The sequence below is a fragment of the Dickeya dadantii NCPPB 898 genome, from assembly GCF_000406145.1.
Classification (GTDB): Bacteria; Pseudomonadota; Gammaproteobacteria; order Enterobacterales; family Enterobacteriaceae; genus Dickeya; species Dickeya dadantii.
This window is the reverse complement of record NZ_CM001976.1, coordinates 639,579-656,522: the sequence shown is the minus strand read 5'-3', so window position 1 is coordinate 656,522 and position 16,944 is coordinate 639,579. Positions and strand designations below refer to the sequence as shown.

Sequence of the window (16,944 nt, the reverse complement as noted above, 5' to 3'; positions counted from 1 at the left end):
TTCATCCGACCCACAGATAAAGCCTCTCATTAGCCGCGCGAATCGCTGTAATAACGGATCATATTTACAACAGCAATACATTACTCTGTTTTGCTGGCACTTCCTAGAAGAAAGGGGCCCAAAGAGGCCCCTTTCTCCTGAAACTTGTCGAATTAGCGACGCAGACCCAGACGTTCAATCAGGGTGGTGTAGCGTGCCAGATCTTTACGCTTCAGGTAGTCCAGCAGCTTACGACGCTGGGAAACCATACGCAGCAGACCGCGGCGGCTGTGGTGGTCTTTCTTGTGCTCGGCAAAGTGACCCTGCAGATGGTTAATCTGAGCAGTCAGCAGAGCAACCTGAACCTCGGTAGAACCGCTGTCATTGGTGCCACGACCGAATTCCGCAACAATTTTCGCTTTCGCTTCAACGCTTAGAGACATGATTTACTCCAAAATATTATAGATAGAACAGGCGCCGATCTCTAATTCAGCCGCCCAGGATTTAAGCCGCGCCATTTTACTCTCAGCGCCATGTAATCGCAAGGCACTCAGGCATCCGCCGGCACAGGGTATTCCACTACCAGACGACGCGGTGCGACCCGACCTTCATCATCAATTTCCCCCATACCGATAAACCGATGCTCATCACCCTCGGTGATGCGTACCATACCCTCAGCCGGCGTAGCGGCAGCACGCACCGCCTGGCCCAGCTTGAGATAACCCGCCACCACCGGCGACAGATTCACTTCCGGAAACGCCTGCACGGCGGTATCCATCGGCAACAGCAGCACATCCAGCAATTCGCCGATCGGCTGCTCCTGCGCTTCCGCCTGCTCACGCAATGCCTGTAGCTGTTCCAGGGTCACCATCCGCTCGATCGGATAAGTCGCCACCTGCAACCGGCGCAGATAAATCACATGGGCACCGCACCCCAGCTTCTCGCCCAGGTCATCAATAATGGTGCGGATGTAAGTTCCCTTGGAGCAATGAATTTCCAGTTCCAGCTCATCCTCTTCCCAACGGATAAACTGCAATTCATACACCGTGATATCACGTGCTTCACGCGGCACGACCAGCCCCTGACGCGCATATTCGTACAGCGGGCGACCCTGATATTTTAGCGCGGAATACATTGACGGCACCTGTTGGGTCTCGCCACGGAAACTGTCCAGCGCCTGCATCAGCAGGTCATGGGGAAAGGCAACCGGGCGTTCCTGAATCACATTACCGTCGGCATCCGAGGTATCAGTGCGCTGCCCCAAGCGAGCAATCACCCGGTAGCGTTTATCGGCATCCAACAGGTACTGGGAAAACTTGGTCGCTTCCCCCAGACACACCGGCAACATGCCGGTCGCCAGCGGATCCAGCGCGCCGGTATGCCCGGCTTTGTTGGCATTAAAGAGGCGTTTTACCTTCTGCAGCACATCGTTGGACGATGCTCCTTGCGGTTTATCCAGCAGCAAAACGCCGTGGATATCCCGGCCGCGGCGACGAGGACGCGACATTACCCCTCCTGCTCATCATCTGCGGCAGGAGTACGGCGTTCCACATCGCGTTTGACCACTTTGGTCACCAGATTGGACATCCGCATCCCTTCTACCAGGGAATTGTCATAGGAGAAGGTCAGTTCCGGCACCACACGCAGACGCATGGCCTTGCCCAACAGCATACGGATAAAACCGGACGCATCCTGCAACGCCTTCACCCCGGCTTTGACCTGCTCCGGTTCGTTGTCATTCAGAAAGGTCACAAACACTTTGGCGTAAGCCAAATCGCGCGACACTTCCACGCCGGATACCGTCGCCATGCCCACACGCGGATCTTTCACTTCACGCTGAATGATAATGGCGATTTCTTTTTGCATTTCCTGAGCCACACGCTGCGTGCGGCTGAATTCTTTTGCCATGATGAATCCTCAGAGAAAAATCGGGGGGCACTCGGCCCCCCAGCATGAAAACATCAGGTACGTTACTGCACGTATCAGTCGATGGTGCGTTTGATCTCAATGGTTTCAAACACTTCGATCACATCGCCGGTGCGAACGTCATTGTAGTTCTTCACGCCGATACCACATTCCATACCATTACGGACTTCGTTGACGTCGTCTTTGAAGCGGCGCAGAGATTCCAGCTCGCCTTCAAAAATAACCACGTTGTCACGCAGCACGCGAATTGGGTTGTGACGTTTCACCACCCCTTCGGTCACCATACAGCCGGCAATCGCGCCAAACTTCGGTGACTTGAACACATCGCGCACTTCCGCCAAGCCGATAATTTCCTGCTTGTATTCCGGCGCCAGCATACCGCTCATCGCTTGCTTCACTTCGTCAATCAGATCATAGATGACGGAGTAGTAACGCAGATCCAAGCCTTCCGCTTCGACGATACGACGGGCAGAGGCATCCGCACGCACGTTAAAGCCAAGAATGATCGCGTTGGATGCCGCGGCCAGCGTGGCATCGGTTTCGGTGATACCACCCACGCCGGAACCCACGATCTTGACTTTGACTTCGTCGGTGGACAGTTTCTGCAACGAGTCGGAAATCGCTTCCACAGAGCCCTGAACATCGGCTTTCATCACAATGTTCAGCTCGGAAACTTCGCCTTCGGTCATGTTGGCGAACATGTTTTCCAGCTTGGACTTCTGCTGACGCGCCAGCTTCACTTCGCGGAACTTACCCTGACGGTAAAGCGCCACTTCACGCGCTTTCTTCTCGTCACGCACCACTGTCGCTTCGTCACCAGCCGCCGGTACGCCGGACAGACCCAGGATTTCCACCGGAATGGACGGACCCGCTTCGGTAATTTCGCGACCCAGTTCGTCACGCATGGCACGCACGCGGCCATATTCGAAACCGCACAGTACGATGTCGCCCTTGTTCAGGGTACCTTCACGTACCAACACGCTCGCAACCGGGCCACGGCCTTTGTCCAGGAAAGACTCGATCACCACGCCGCTGGCCATGCCGCTGCGAATGGCTTTCAGTTCCAGAACTTCGGCCTGCAGCAAAATGGCTTCCAGCAGTTCATCGATGCCTTCGCCACTTTTAGCGGATACATGTACAAACTGGGATTCACCGCCCCACTCTTCCGGCATGATGCCGTACTGGGACAGTTCGTTCTTGACGCGATCCGGATCGGCTTCCGGTTTGTCGATTTTGTTCACGGCAACCACCACCGGTACCTTGGCGGCCTTGGCATGCTGAACAGCTTCGATGGTCTGAGGCATCACGCCGTCATCAGCGGCCACCACCAGCACCACGATATCCGTAGCCTGGGCGCCACGCGCACGCATGGCGGTAAACGCGGCGTGCCCCGGCGTATCCAGGAAGGTAATCATGCCGTTGTCGGTTTCAACGTGATAGGCACCGATATGCTGGGTAATACCACCAGCCTCGCCAGCTGCTACCTTGGTGGAGCGGATGTAGTCCAGCAGCGAAGTCTTACCGTGGTCAACGTGGCCCATAATGGTTACGACCGGCGCGCGCGATTCGGCGGAGGACAAGCCGGTATCACGGTCGCTCATTACCGCTTCTTCCAGCTCGTTTTCACGGCGCAGGATCACTTTATGACCCATTTCTTCCGCTACCAGCTGCGCGGTTTCCTGATCGATAACCTGGTTGATGGTAGCCATCGCGCCCAGTTTCATCATGGTCTTGATGACCTGAGAACCTTTGACGGCCATCTTGTTCGCCAGCTCGGCCACAGTGATGGTTTCACCAACCACTACATCGCGGTTAACCGCCTGCACCGGCTTGTTGAAGCCCTGTTGCAGGGTACTCGGCTTACGTTTGCCCTTACCGCCGCGCGTCACCGCACGGGCTTCTTCGCGATCGGCTTTCGATTCGGACAGACGGTTGCCTTTCTTCTGTTTGGTAACCTTGCTGCTGCGGCCGCGACCACGGCGATCCCCTTCCACCTGACGATCATTCTCATCTTCCGCTTCACGCGCGTGATGAGAGGTGGTTACGTGGTAATCTGTGTCCTCGGTGCTCTTTTCGCCTTCTTTTTCCCAACGTCCGGCATTTTCTTCTGCCATCCGGCGAGCTTCTTCAGCGATACGACGAGCTTCTTCCTCGACCTTACGACGAGCCGCTTCTTCCGACTTACGCTTGAGTTCAGCCGCTTCCGCTTCGCGACGCGCTTTCTCAGCCTGAGCTGGTTTAGTCATACTATCGTTTTGTTGGTTGCTCACTTTCTCTTTTTCCGCTACGTCACGCTTAGCTTTTTCAGCGGCCTCACGTTTGGCTTGCTCTTCAGCAACAGCGCGCTTTGCCTTCTCTTCTTCCTCACGTTTGGCCTTTTCCTCGGCCTCGCGTTTGGCTTGATCTTCGGCTGCGCGTTGCGCCTGTTCTTCCGCTTCACGCCGTGCCTGCTCTTCCTCTGCCGCAGCCTGCTGCTCGTCATGAGGATCGCGTTTTACATAGGTGCGCTTCTTGCGGACTTCGATCTGCACCGATTTACTCTTACCACCGGTGCTGGGGATATTTAAAGTGCTACGTGTTTTACGCTGCAGTGTCAATTTTCCCGGCGCGCCGCCGCGTTCGCGGTTCAGGTGCGCCAGCAGTGTTTCTTTCTCATTCTGAGTCACAGAGTCCGATGCAGACTTGGTGATTCCCGCATCAGCAAACTGCTGTATCAGGCGGTCAACCGGCGTCTGGATCTCTGCGGCCAGTGATTTTAGGGTTACATCTGTCATGCTGTTCCTTTCCTGCTACAGTTCGTTATTCGTTACTGCCACCAAACCAACAGATATTACGTGCGGCCATAATCAGCTCGCCGGCTTGTGCTTCATCAAGCCCTTCGATATCTGCCAGGTCGTCGACGCCCTGCTCAGCAAGATCTTCCAGCGTGCAAACACCACGGGCGGCCAGTTTAAACGCCAGCTCGCGGGACAGACCAGATAAATTGAGCAAATCTTCCGCTGGCTGACCATTGCCGCGATTTTCTTCATTCGCCAGGGCCAGCGTGGTCAGCGCCGCTTTTGCACGCTCACGCAGAGCTTCGATGGTTTCTTCATCCAGACCATCGATTTCCTGCAGTTCATGAATTGGCACATAAGCCAGCTCTTCCAGCGAAGAGAAGCCTTCTTCAACCAGCGCCGTCGCGAATTCTTCGTCAATATCCAGGTGCTTAGTGAAAATATCGATGGCGGCATGGGCCTCTGCCTGGTGTTTAGCCTGCAGATCTTCAATCGTCATCACGTTCAGTTCCCAGCCACTCAGTTGAGAAGCCAGACGAACGTTCTGACCGTTGCGGCCGATGGCCTGCGCCAGATTGCCGGCTTCAACCGCGATGTCCATAGTGTGCTTGTCTTCATCGACCACAATGGACGCCACATCGGCTGGCGCCATGGCGTTAATAACAAACTGCGCCGGATTATCGTCCCACAGAACGATATCAATACGCTCGCCACCCAGCTCGCTGGATACCGCCTGAACGCGCGCGCCGCGCATCCCTACGCATGCGCCGACCGGATCAATACGTTTATCGTTGGTTTTGACCGCGATCTTGGCGCGAGAACCCGGATCACGGGCAGCGGCTTTGATCTCAATAACTTCTTCGCCGATTTCCGGCACTTCGATACGAAACAGTTCAATCAGCATTTCGGGGCGGGAACGGCTCACAAACAGCTGCGCCCCGCGCGCTTCCGGGCGGACGGCATACAATACGCCGCGGATACGGTCGCCCGGGCGGAAGTTCTCACGCGGCAACATGTCTTCACGGCCAATGACAGCTTCAGCATTGCTGCCCAGATCCAGCGAGATGTTATCGCGGTTAACTTTTTTGACCACACCGGTGACAATCTCGCCTTCCTGTTCACGGAATTGGTCAACGACCATGGCGCGCTCGGCTTCGCGCACTTTCTGCACGATAACCTGCTTGGCAGTCTGAGTAGTGATGCGGTCGAAAGTCACGGACTCGATCTGATCTTCGATGTAACCACCCAGATCAATACTCGGCTCTTCAAACTGTGCAGCTTCCAGAGTGATTTCGCGTGTCGGCTGAGTGACTTCGTTCACCACCTGCCAACGGCGGAAGGTATCGAAATCGCCGGTTTTGCGATCGATACAGACACGAACATCAATCTCCTGCTCGTACTTTTTCTTGGTCGCTGTCGCCAGTGCAGTCTCCAGCGCTTCAAAAATCTTTTCACGCGGCACGGCTTTTTCATTAGAAACCGCTTCAACAACAGCCAGAATCTCTTTATTCATCCTAGTTGCCTCATCCAAACTTTAAAAGTGGGGTACCAGGTTCGCCTTCTGGATATTGCTCAGCGCGAACACTTCATCTTTGCCTTCCACTGTTACGGTGATCATCTCGCCTTCAACGGATTTGATGATGCCCTGCCACTTACGGCGATTCTGCACCGCCATGCGCAGCACCAGGCTAACTTCTTCACCCGCGAAACGCTCGTAATGCGCAGCGGTAAAGAGCGGCCGTTCCAGGCCGGGCGACGACACTTCCAGGTTATAGGCAACGGATATGGGATCCTCAACATCCAGTACCGCACTGACCTGGTGGCTAACATCAGCACAATCATCAACAGTGATGCCATCTTCACTATCAATATAGATTCGCAGTGTCGACTGGCGTCCCCGAATGAACTCAATGCCCACCAGCTCATAGCCCAGGGCTTCAACAGGTGCCGAAATCATCTCTGTTAACTTTTGTTCTAATGTGGACAAGCCCACCCCCAAGACATAAAAAAAGGGCTTAATAGCCCAGTAATTCTGCTGTCAGATAACAAAAAACCCCGATATATCGGGGCTTTGTGCAACTGGACCCTATTTACCGCAAACTGCTGCGGCATAACTACCATCAAGTATTCTTTCAGAATTCACCGTAGATAACGCGCTTGATGCAATACAGTTTATTTGAAAAAAAACTTTTCTGGGAAGTTAAGTGGTTGCGGGGGCCGGATTTGAACCGACGACCTTCGGGTTATGAGCCCGACGAGCTACCAAGCTGCTCCACCCCGCGTCCGAAAACGTGGCAAATACTACGCTGACAACTTCAAAAATGCAAGTTATCTATAGGATTGGTACCGAGGACGGGACTTGAACCCGTAAGCCCAATCGGGCACTACCACCTCAAGGTAGCGTGTCTACCAATTCCACCACCTCGGCATCACAATTGCTTTTTATCATCAGCGGCCTTTAACCTAACCGCCGATGAAACGCCCGCGATTATTTAGGAATATCGCTTGACGGTGCAGCCGGTGCTTTTGACTGCTCGGCTTTTTCGGGCGCAGCTGGCTGACTCAGGCTTTCCCACTCGCTACCTTTCTTGCTGTGGTCGGAACTCATGTTCCCCAGAATCAGGCTGAGAACGAAAAACAGCGTTGCAAACAGCGCCGTCATTCGGGTCATGAAATTACCGGATCCGCTCGAACCAAACAAGGTAGCGGAAGCCCCTGCTCCGAACGACGCTCCCATATCTGCACCTTTACCTTGCTGCAGCATGATAAGACCAACCAGGCCAATCGCCACAATCAGGAAAATTACCAGAAGAGCTTCGTACATAGTCGTACCTGTTGTTTATCCCCACCGCCTGGCGAGGCATCGCTAATTCTTGCGGCTTACCCGCGACCACCCGCATCAGGAGATATAACTCCCCTATAAAGCGGGTCTGAATACTAACTAAAGCATCGGGTGTACGCAAGGGTAATTTGGCGCCAACTCACTGATTGAGGAAAAAAACAGCGACCAAAAGAGAAAGACCGAAAGATGCTGACTAACCAGCTGATTACACCGCATTTCACGCTATCACGCCGTGTGACGGACATTCGCTGCCGGTCACACGGTCGAAACATTGTTATGCCGCTTAACCGGCCGCTTTTACCGCATCGGCAATTCGATTGGCCATCTGCGTAACCGTCGCTTCGTCTTCCCCTTCCACCATTACCCGAATCAAGGGTTCAGTACCAGATTTGCGCAGCAATACCCGGCCGCGACCGGCCAATTGCTCTTCCACCGCTTGAGCGGCCTGTTTCACCGATTCGCTTTCCAGCGGGTCGCCTTCCCCTGAAAAATGCACATTGACCAGTATTTGCGGAAAGAGCTTCATGCCGCTGCACAGATCATGCAGGCTCATATGGTTGCGGACCATGGCTGTCAATACCTGCAAGCCAGCGATAACGCCGTCACCGGTAGTGGTTTTATCCAGCAGGATAACGTGGCCTGAGTTTTCCGCTCCCAGACGCCAGCCTTTTGACTGCATCAACTCCAGCACGTAGCGGTCTCCCACTTTGGCGCGGGCAAACGGGACGCCTAACTGTTTTAGCGCCAGCTCCAGCCCCATGTTGCTCATCAATGTACCGACCGCACCACCGCGCAGTTGCCCCTGACGCAACGCTTCGCGCGCGATAATGTACAGGATCTGATCGCCATCGACTTTGTTGCCCTGATGGTCGACCATAATCAGGCGATCGCCATCACCATCGAACGCCAGGCCGATATCTGCTTTTTCAGCCAGCACTCGCGCCTGCAACTGCGTAACGTCAGTAGCACCGCACTGCTCATTGATGTTCATGCCATCAGGTTCACAACCGATTGCAATCACCCGGGCGCCTAATTCACGCAACACGCTGGGAGCAATGTGGTAGGTGGCGCCATTGGCGCAATCCACCACGATTTTAAGGCCGCTAAGGCTCAATTCACTGGGAAACGTGCCTTTACAAAATTCGATATAGCGCCCTGCTGCATCAACGATACGGTTCGCTTTGCCCAATTCGGCGGATTCGACGCAGGTCAATGGTTTTTCCATTTCCGCCTCGATCGCCTCCTCCACTTCGTCCGGCAACTTGGTGCCATCAATGGAAAAGAACTTGATACCGTTGTCGTAGTAGGGGTTATGCGACGCCGAAATCACGATTCCGGCTTCAGCGCGAAAGGTGCGGGTCAGATAAGCTACCGCCGGGGTTGGCATAGGCCCGGTGAACGATGCGGACAAGCCAGCCGCCGCCAGTCCAGCCTCAAGAGCGGACTCCAGCATGTAACCGGAAATACGGGTATCTTTACCAATAATAATTTTTCTGGAACCGTGACGCGCCAGAACTTTGCCGGCAGCCCATCCCAGCTTCAATACAAAATCAGGCGTAATCGGCAGATCGCCCACCTTGCCCCGAATACCGTCAGTGCCAAAATATTTGCGGCTACTCATAATTGTTGTTATTCCTTCGCTGATAGAGTTGCTTCGACTACACGTATTGCATCCACCGTCGCTTTCACATCATGGACACGGATGATATGGGCACCCTTCATCGCGGCAATAACCGCGCATGCGACACTGCCATGAACCCGTTCAAGCGGCGGAACACCCAGCAATTGCCCAATCATGGTTTTTCTGGACATACCAACCAGCAACGGCAAACCGAAGCGATGTAATTCTTCCAGATGACCCAGCAACCGATAATTATGCTGCAGATTCTTGCCGAAGCCGAACCCCGGATCCAGCAATAACTGGTCGCGCGGAATACCGGCTGTGACACAACGGGCAATATGATGCTCAAAAAACGCCGAAACCTCACCTACCACGTCGTCATAATGCGGCGTATGTTGCATGGTTCTTGGTAATCCCTGCATATGCATCAGGCATATGGGAAGACCTGTTGCCGCCGCCGTTTCCAGCGCCCCCGGCTCTCTAAGTGCACGGATATCGTTGATCAGGTGTGCACCGGCCTGCGCACAGGCGGTAATCACCTCCGGCTTGGAGGTATCCACCGAAATCCAGGTTTCAAAGCGTTGCGCCAACGCTTCCACCACCGGCACAACCCGCTCCAGTTCTTCCTCGGTACTGACTTCATCTGCGCCTGGTCGGGTAGATTCGCCCCCCACATCAATGAAAGTGGCGCCGGCAGAAATCATCTGCTCGGCATGGACCAAGGCAGCGTTCAGCGTATTGTGTTTACCGCCGTCAGAGAAGGAATCCGGGGTTACATTCAAAATCCCCATAATCTGGGGGCAGGAGAGATCCAGCGTCAATCCACGCGCATTCAGTTTCATGTTTTGCTTCTCAAATTCGTCCAGCCAGCATGCCTTCGGAGTAAAAAACCCCGGCAAGCCGGGGTTTGGAGGGAGCAGCGGCCCGCCAGGGGGCCGTCATACCATTACTTGTCGTTCAAAGGCCCGGACATAGTATTGCCCGGTGTCGGCGTATGAGGTTCATCCGCCGGCGTCGGCGCCTTGGGAGCCCCACCATTATCAGACGACGAAGGGTTATTACCCGAAGTCGGTTCTTCCCAGCCGGCTGGCGGACGAACGTCTTTACGCGACATCAGATCATCGATTTGAGGCGCATCGATAGTCTCGTACTTCATCAGCGCATCCTTCATCGAATGCAGGATGTCCATATTGGCCATCAGCAATTCGCGGGCGCGTTGATAGTTACGTTCGATCAGTGCTTTAACTTCCTGATCGATGATACGCGCCGTTTCATCCGACATATGTTTAGCTTTGGCTACAGAGCGGCCGAGGAACACTTCGCCTTCTTCTTCCGCATACAGCAACGGCCCCAGTTTTTCCGAAAAGCCCCATTGCGTCACCATGTTGCGGGCGATGGAGGTCGCCACTTTGATGTCGTTGGAAGCACCGGTAGAAACATGCTCAGACCCGTAGATAATTTCTTCAGCAAGGCGGCCGCCGTACAGCGTAGAGATCTGACTTTCCAGTTTCTGACGGCTGGCGCTAATCGCATCGCCCTCAGGCAGGAAAAAAGTCACACCCAGAGCACGGCCGCGTGGGATGATCGTCACCTTGTGCACCGGATCGTGCTCCGGCACCAGACGGCCGATAATCGCATGACCGGCTTCGTGATAAGCGGTGGACTCTTTCTGCGCTTCGGTCATCACCATAGAGCGGCGTTCTGCCCCCATCATGATTTTGTCCTTGGCCTTCTCGAATTCCACCATCGAAACCACTCGGCGGTTGCCACGCGCCGCAAACAGCGCCGCCTCGTTCACCAGGTTAGCCAAATCCGCGCCGGAAAAGCCCGGCGTACCGCGCGCGATAACGGAAGCATCAATATCCGGCGACAGCGGTACACGACGCATATGGACTTTCAGAATCTGTTCACGGCCACGGACATCCGGCAAACCGACCACCACCTGACGGTCGAAACGACCAGGACGCAGCAGCGCCGGATCCAGCACGTCGGGACGGTTAGTCGCGGCGATAACGATGATGCCTTCATTGCCTTCAAAACCATCCATCTCAACCAGCATCTGGTTCAGCGTCTGCTCACGTTCGTCATGACCGCCGCCCAGACCCGCGCCACGCTGGCGGCCCACGGCGTCGATTTCATCGATAAAGATGATGCAAGGCGCGGCTTTCTTAGCCTGCTCGAACATGTCACGCACGCGAGAAGCGCCGACACCCACAAACATTTCGACGAAGTCAGAACCGGAAATGGTGAAAAACGGCACTTTGGCTTCACCGGCGATGGCTTTCGCCAGCAAGGTTTTACCGGTCCCCGGCGGGCCAACCATCAGCACGCCTTTCGGAATTTTACCGCCCAGTTTCTGGAAGCGGCTCGGCTCACGCAGGTATTCCACCAGCTCGGCAACTTCTTCTTTGGCTTCATCACAGCCCGCCACATCGGCGAACGTGGTTTTAATCTGATCTTCCGTCAGCATCCGTGCCTTGCTTTTACCAAAAGACATGGCACCTTTACCGCCGCCGCCCTGCATCTGGCGCATGAAGAAAATCCAGACACCAATCAGCAGCAGCATCGGGAACCAGGAAATAAAGATCGAAGCCAACAGGCTCGGCTCTTCCGGCGGTTCGCCAACCACTTTCACATTTTTGGTCAGAAGGTTATCCAGCAGTTTAGGATCGTTGACAGGGATGTACGTGGTGTAGCGGCTGCTGTCTTTTTTGACAACATTGATCTCGCGCCCGTTGATACGCGCTTCACGGACCTGATCCTGATTCACTTCAGTCAAAAAGGTTGAATAATCCACCCTACGGCCATTCGACTCGCTGGGCCCAAAGCTCTGGAATACGGACATCAGCACTACCGCGATGACCAACCAGAGAATCAGGTTTTTCGCCATGTCACTCAAGGGATTAACCTCATATTACAACTGTGTTAAAAAATAGCGTCAGGGTACTACAGTTTACGGCCTGTCGCTACAATGTACACCTCACGGGAACGGGCTCGCGAGGCATCTGGCTTACGAATCTTCACCGTCGTAAACAGGGAGCGAATCTCACGCAAATACTCATCGAAGCCCACTCCCTGAAACACTTTCACTACGAAACTGCCACCCGGCGCTAATATATCTCGACACATATCCAGCGCAAGTTCAACCAGATACATGGCGCGGGGAATATCCACCTCCGGAGTACCGCTCATGTTCGGGGCCATGTCGGACATCACCACCTGAACCTTCTCGTCTCCAACCCGCTCCAGCAGGGTCTTGAGCACTAATTCATCACGAAAGTCCCCTTGAAGGAAATCGACTCCAACAATAGGATCCATCGGCAAAAGATCGCACGCGATAATGCGCCCTTTTCCACCGATCTGACTGACAACATACTGGGACCATCCGCCAGGCGCCGCGCCAAGATCCACTACGGTCATGCCGGGTTTGAACAGCCGATCAGTCTGCTGTATCTCATCAAGTTTAAACCAAGCGCGCGAGCGAAGCCCTTTTTTCTGCGCCTGCTGTACGTATTTATCGCTAAAGTGTTCCTGCAACCAGCGACTGGAACTTGCAGAACGCTTTTTGTTAGCCATCGATTTTCCAACTATGATTTTTTCTAACTAGTGTTAATTAAGTGCCTGCGGCGGGCAAAACGTCTCAACGACAGCCAATCTTTATAGCCGGATTGGTGATAATCATGAGATGGCGGTAGAATGACCCGTTTTCAATCCCAACCTAAGCAAAAAAGACAATGAATCTGAGTAACAAACAAAAACAGCACCTGAAAGGCCTGGCTCATCCGTTAAAGCCAGTCGTCATGCTGGGCAACAACGGCCTCACTGAAGGTGTGCTGGCTGAAATCGAGCAGGCTTTGGAACATCACGAACTGATCAAGGTGAAAATCGCCGCTGAGGATCGTGAAACCAAGGGCCTGATTGTCGATGCCATTCTGCGCGAAACCGGCGCCAGCAATGTCCAGGTCATCGGCCACACTCTGGTGCTCTATCGTGCGTCAAAAGAACGCAAGATTGTGTTGCCCCGTTAACATTTTTGGTTCAGGTTACCCTGTTTCCCGGCAAGGTTCCATGACCCGCTGGTGAGAAAAAAGGCCGATATCGGCCTTTTTCCTTTCTTTACAATCGAGTCTGGCACCTTGCCAGTCAATAGGAATCAGAGATATTCCACCTTCAGGATTTCATACTCCACGACCCCACCCGGCGTACTGATCGCCACCACGTCATCCTCTTCTTTGCCTATCAGCCCCCGAGCAATCGGCGAGTTGACGGAAATGAGATTCAGTTTGAAGTCAGCTTCGTCGTCACCCACGATACGGTAGGTCTGCTCTTCCTCGGTATCCACGTTCATTACGGTTACGGTAGCGCCAAAGATCACGCGACCATTCGCCGCCATCTTGGTGACATCAATGACCTGGGCGTTAGACAGTTTGGCTTCAATTTCCTGAATCCGACCTTCACAGAACCCCTGCTGCTCACGAGCGGCATGGTACTCTGCGTTTTCTTTCAAATCGCCGTGCTCACGCGCCTCGGCAATCGCCGCAATAATTTCGGGTCGGCGTACCGACTTCAGGAAGTCCAGCTCTTCGCGTAACTTTTCAGCACCACGCAACGTCATCGGAAATTGTTTCATATCGTCACTTACCTCTAAAAAATCCGTACGGCTCACGTTACCGTCATCCTGACGCGATAAATCACCTGCGACGGAATGTTTCCATGCCAGTGCACCCTGACAATTTAAACAAAAATAGCCTTGCCCGGAACATTCCTTCCAGGCCAGACGCGTTTTTGCATTTTGATACGCATTTTACCCCAGAGTTCCACCAGGGTCATCGTTTACTTTATCCCTTGATGCGCCGTAGTATGACCACCACGTTACCCTGTACTTAATTGAGATTATGCGTTTTTTATCGATTCTGACCGGTTTTGCCTACGCAGTTGCCCTGCAGGCCAACGCCGCCCCCATTGACGAATACACCAAGTATTTGCCCGACGGAGCCAATCTGGCGCTGGTGGTGCAAAAAGTCGGAGCATCTACCCCGACGGTCGATTACCACAGCCAGCAGATGGCGCTGCCCGCCAGTACGCAGAAAGTCATTACCGCGCTGGCCGCGTTGTTACAGTTGGGGCCGGATTACCGTTTCGTCACCACGATGGAAAGCAGCGGCACACTCACCAACGGGGTTTTACGCGGCAATCTGGCGGTGCGTTTCAGCGGCGATCCATCGCTAAAACGGCAGCAATTACGCAACATGGTACAGGAACTGAAGAAACGGGGAATTCGTGAAATCAGCGGTGACATCCTGATCGACACATCTGTGTTCGCCAGTCACGACAAGGCGCCCGGCTGGCCCTGGAACGATATGACCCAGTGTTTCAGCGCCCCACCCGCTGCCGCGATTGTCGACAAAAACTGTTTTTCCATCTCGCTCTATAGCGCCCCCAAAGCTGGCGATAACGCATTCATCCGCGTCGCGTCCTATTATCCAGTACAAATGTTCAGCGAAGTTCGCACCCTGCCGAAAGGGTCGCCGGACGCCCAGTATTGCGAGTTGGATGTGGTGCCGGGTGAACTCAACCGCTTCACCGTTACTGGTTGCCTGACACAACGTGCCGAACCGTTGCCGTTGGCGTTCGCCATACAGGACGGCGCCAGTTACGCCGGCGCGATCGTGAAAGATGAACTGCAACAGGCGGATATCCGCATCGCCGGCAGCCTGCGCCGGCAATCGCTGCCGGGCGCTTCCGGTACCGTACTGGTGCAAACTGAATCGGAGCCGTTGCATGAATTACTGACCACCATGCTGAAAAAATCGGACAACATGATTGCCGATACCGTATTTCGCACCATCGGTCATGAGCGCTTCAAAGTTCCCGGAACCTGGCGCGCCGGCGCTGACGCCGTTCGCCAGATCCTGCGCCAGAAAGCCGGAATCGACCTGGGCAACACGATCATCGTTGACGGTTCGGGCTTGTCCAGACATAACCTGATCGCGCCGGCAACCATGATGCAGGTGCTGCAATATATCGCTCAGCACGATAATGAATTGAATTACATCAAGATGTTGCCACTGGCGGGCTATGACGGGACATTACGCTATCGTGCCGGCCTGCATGAAGCCGGGCTTGATGGCAAAGTCTCAGCCAAAACCGGCGCGCTGCAAGGGGTATACAACCTGGCGGGCTTTATCACCACCGCCAGCGGCCAGCGAATGGCCTTTGTGCAGTATCTTTCCGGCTACGCGGTTCCACCGGAAGATCAGAAAGAACGCCGCATTCCGCTGGTTCGTTTCGAAAGCCGCGTTTACAAAGACATATACCAGAACAATTAGCTGACTGATAAAAAATTCCCTTATCTGCCTGGCAGATAAGGGAAATATACACAACTAACAAGCAAATTTTTCTTTCCGGCCACCGTTCAGATGGCCTTATGGCGATTAATGCTGGTAAATGATTTCAACGCCTTCATCGTCATCTTCATCCCAGTCGTCATCCCACTCCTCTTCAGCTTCCGCCTTGGCGGCTTCCAGCTGTTCGCGGTGGTAATCATCCCACATGAAATCGACTTTCTCAGGCGCCTTGTTCTCTACTTCAGCCAGCGCTTTCGGCTGAGTATTGAGGAAATTCATGACATCCCAGCACAGGGCATTTACCCCTTCCCGGTTGGCCGCGGAAATCAGGTAATATTTACCTTCCCAGCCAAGCGCGACCGCGATCTCTTTAGCGCGTTTTTCCGCTTCGCCTTTCTCCAGCAAATCAACCTTGTTGAACACCAGCCAGCGCGGTTTTTCCGCCAGAGAGGCGCTGTACTGCTGCAATTCATTAACGATCACTTTGGCATTTTCGATCGGATCGGATTCATCGATCGGTGCCAGATCGATCAGGTGCAGCAGCACGCGGCAGCGCTCCAGATGCTTCAGGAAACGGATCCCCAGCCCAGCGCCTTCGGACGCGCCTTCGATAAGCCCAGGGATATCCGCCACCACGAAGCTCTTCTCGCTGTCCATACGCACCACGCCCAGGCTCGGCACCAGCGTGGTAAACGGGTAATCCGCCACCTTTGGCTTGGCGGCCGACACCGCGCGAATAAACGTCGACTTCCCGGCGTTCGGCAGGCCCAGCATGCCGACATCCGCCAGCAGCAACAGTTCCAGCATCAACTCGCGCTCTTCACCCGGCGTACCGTTGGTTTTCTGTCGCGGCGCGCGATTGACGGAGGACTTGAAGCGGGTATTACCCAAGCCGTGCCATCCACCTTTGGCGACCATCAGTTTCTGCTGATTACGGGTCATGTCACCCAGCACTTCGCCCGTGCTTTTATCCAGCACGCGCGTCCCGACGGGGACCTTGATGGTGATGTCTTTGCCGCGTTTGCCGGTGCAGTCACGGCTCTGACCATTCTGACCGCGTTCCGCGCGGAAGCTTTTCTCAAAGCGATAGTCAATCAGGGTATTGAGGTTTTCATCCGCCAACAGATAGACATCACCGCCGTCGCCGCCGTCGCCGCCGTCAGGCCCACCATTGGGAATATATTTTTCACGACGGAAGCTGACACAGCCGTTGCCACCGTCACCCGCCACCACCAGAATGGTGGCTTCATCTACAAACTTCATGAACTGTCTCCGCAAAAAACCAATAGAGAATGACCGACGCGTTTGAATAATTTATTGGTTCTCTTTGGCTCAACGAATAATTGGGTTGATGACAGATAACCGCAGTATGTCACCTGCCACTGAAAAACCGACGCATCAGAACCGTTCCGATAAAAGGGCGCTGATTGTACCTGCTTGGCGAAAGGATTT

15 protein-coding genes and 2 tRNA genes are annotated in these 16,944 nt (G+C 54.3%); 2 read left to right on the top strand and 15 right to left on the bottom strand.

The genetic code is table 11. From position 1 onward, the window contains the following. Positions 1 to 152: 152 nt before the first annotated feature. From rpsO to rlmE, 13 genes are all read right to left on the bottom strand, one after another. Positions 153 to 422 (bottom strand): 30S ribosomal protein S15, encoded by a 270-nt coding sequence (gene rpsO, locus DDA898_RS03485; protein WP_012771120.1) that lies wholly within the window; start codon positions 420 to 422, stop codon positions 153 to 155. A 107-nt stretch (positions 423 to 529) separates the two neighbouring features. Next, the gene (gene truB, locus DDA898_RS03480) at positions 530 to 1,486 is read right to left on the bottom strand and encodes a tRNA pseudouridine(55) synthase TruB (protein WP_038910224.1); all 957 of its coding nucleotides are present in this window, start codon (positions 1,484 to 1,486) and stop codon (positions 530 to 532) included. After that, complete coding sequence (gene rbfA, locus DDA898_RS03475) at positions 1,486 to 1,887, bottom strand: 30S ribosome-binding factor RbfA (RefSeq protein ID WP_013316323.1); 402 nt, start codon at positions 1,885 to 1,887, stop codon at positions 1,486 to 1,488. The genes truB and rbfA overlap by 1 nt, the downstream gene beginning before the upstream one ends. 74 nt (positions 1,888 to 1,961) lie before the next feature. Continuing rightward, entirely contained in the window at positions 1,962 to 4,679 is a 2,718-nt protein-coding gene (gene infB, locus DDA898_RS03470) for a translation initiation factor IF-2 (protein ID WP_038900264.1), read from the bottom strand. A gap of 25 nt (positions 4,680 to 4,704) precedes the next feature. Further along, a complete protein-coding gene (nusA, locus tag DDA898_RS03465; RefSeq protein ID WP_013316321.1) occupies positions 4,705 to 6,195 on the bottom strand; it encodes a transcription termination factor NusA in 1,491 nt (496 codons plus the stop codon). A 21-nt stretch (positions 6,196 to 6,216) separates the two neighbouring features. Then, positions 6,217 to 6,669 (bottom strand): ribosome maturation factor RimP, encoded by a 453-nt coding sequence (gene rimP / locus DDA898_RS03460; protein WP_013316320.1) that lies wholly within the window; start codon positions 6,667 to 6,669, stop codon positions 6,217 to 6,219. A 218-nt stretch (positions 6,670 to 6,887) separates the two neighbouring features. After that, positions 6,888 to 6,964 (bottom strand) — tRNA-Met (locus DDA898_RS03455). A gap of 59 nt (positions 6,965 to 7,023) precedes the next feature. Next, positions 7,024 to 7,110 (bottom strand) — tRNA-Leu (locus DDA898_RS03450). 60 nt (positions 7,111 to 7,170) lie between these two features. Further along, positions 7,171 to 7,506, bottom strand: a complete 336-nt coding sequence (secG, locus tag DDA898_RS03445; RefSeq protein WP_013316319.1) for a preprotein translocase subunit SecG — start codon at positions 7,504 to 7,506, stop codon at positions 7,171 to 7,173. Between the two features lie 301 nt (positions 7,507 to 7,807). Continuing rightward, the gene (gene glmM / locus DDA898_RS03440) at positions 7,808 to 9,145 is read right to left on the bottom strand and encodes a phosphoglucosamine mutase (RefSeq protein WP_013316317.1); all 1,338 of its coding nucleotides are present in this window, start codon (positions 9,143 to 9,145) and stop codon (positions 7,808 to 7,810) included. Between the two features lie 8 nt (positions 9,146 to 9,153). After that, positions 9,154 to 9,987: a dihydropteroate synthase gene (gene folP / locus DDA898_RS03435; RefSeq protein ID WP_038910222.1), complete on the bottom strand. Its 834-nt coding sequence runs from the start codon at positions 9,985 to 9,987 to the stop codon at positions 9,154 to 9,156. Positions 9,988 to 10,091: 104 nt separating this feature from the next. Further along, entirely contained in the window at positions 10,092 to 12,044 is a 1,953-nt protein-coding gene (gene ftsH, locus DDA898_RS03430) for an ATP-dependent zinc metalloprotease FtsH (RefSeq protein ID WP_071604495.1), read from the bottom strand. 47 nt (positions 12,045 to 12,091) lie between these two features. Next, positions 12,092 to 12,721, bottom strand: coding sequence for a 23S rRNA (uridine(2552)-2'-O)-methyltransferase RlmE (rlmE, locus tag DDA898_RS03425; RefSeq protein WP_013316314.1), 630 nt, complete (start codon positions 12,719 to 12,721; stop codon positions 12,092 to 12,094). Between the two features lie 158 nt (positions 12,722 to 12,879). On the opposite strand from rlmE, the gene yhbY reads away from it, so the two are divergent. Beyond that, a complete protein-coding gene (gene yhbY, locus DDA898_RS03420) occupies positions 12,880 to 13,173 on the top strand; it encodes a ribosome assembly RNA-binding protein YhbY (RefSeq protein WP_013316313.1) in 294 nt (97 codons plus the stop codon). Positions 13,174 to 13,298: 125 nt separating this feature from the next. Here the strand turns inward: yhbY and greA are convergent, their stop codons facing one another. Then, positions 13,299 to 13,775 carry a transcription elongation factor GreA gene (gene greA, locus DDA898_RS03415; protein WP_013316312.1) on the bottom strand — a complete coding sequence of 159 codons (477 nt, stop codon included), beginning with the start codon at positions 13,773 to 13,775 and terminating at the stop codon, positions 13,299 to 13,301. A gap of 265 nt (positions 13,776 to 14,040) precedes the next feature. On the opposite strand from greA, the gene dacB reads away from it, so the two are divergent. After that, positions 14,041 to 15,474, top strand: coding sequence for a serine-type D-Ala-D-Ala carboxypeptidase (dacB, locus tag DDA898_RS03410; RefSeq protein ID WP_038910220.1), 1,434 nt, complete (start codon positions 14,041 to 14,043; stop codon positions 15,472 to 15,474). A gap of 105 nt (positions 15,475 to 15,579) precedes the next feature. Here dacB and cgtA read toward each other — a convergent pair whose 3' ends face one another. Continuing rightward, positions 15,580 to 16,755, bottom strand: coding sequence for an Obg family GTPase CgtA (cgtA, locus tag DDA898_RS03405; protein WP_038900260.1), 1,176 nt, complete (start codon positions 16,753 to 16,755; stop codon positions 15,580 to 15,582). Positions 16,756 to 16,944: the final 189 nt, after the last annotated feature.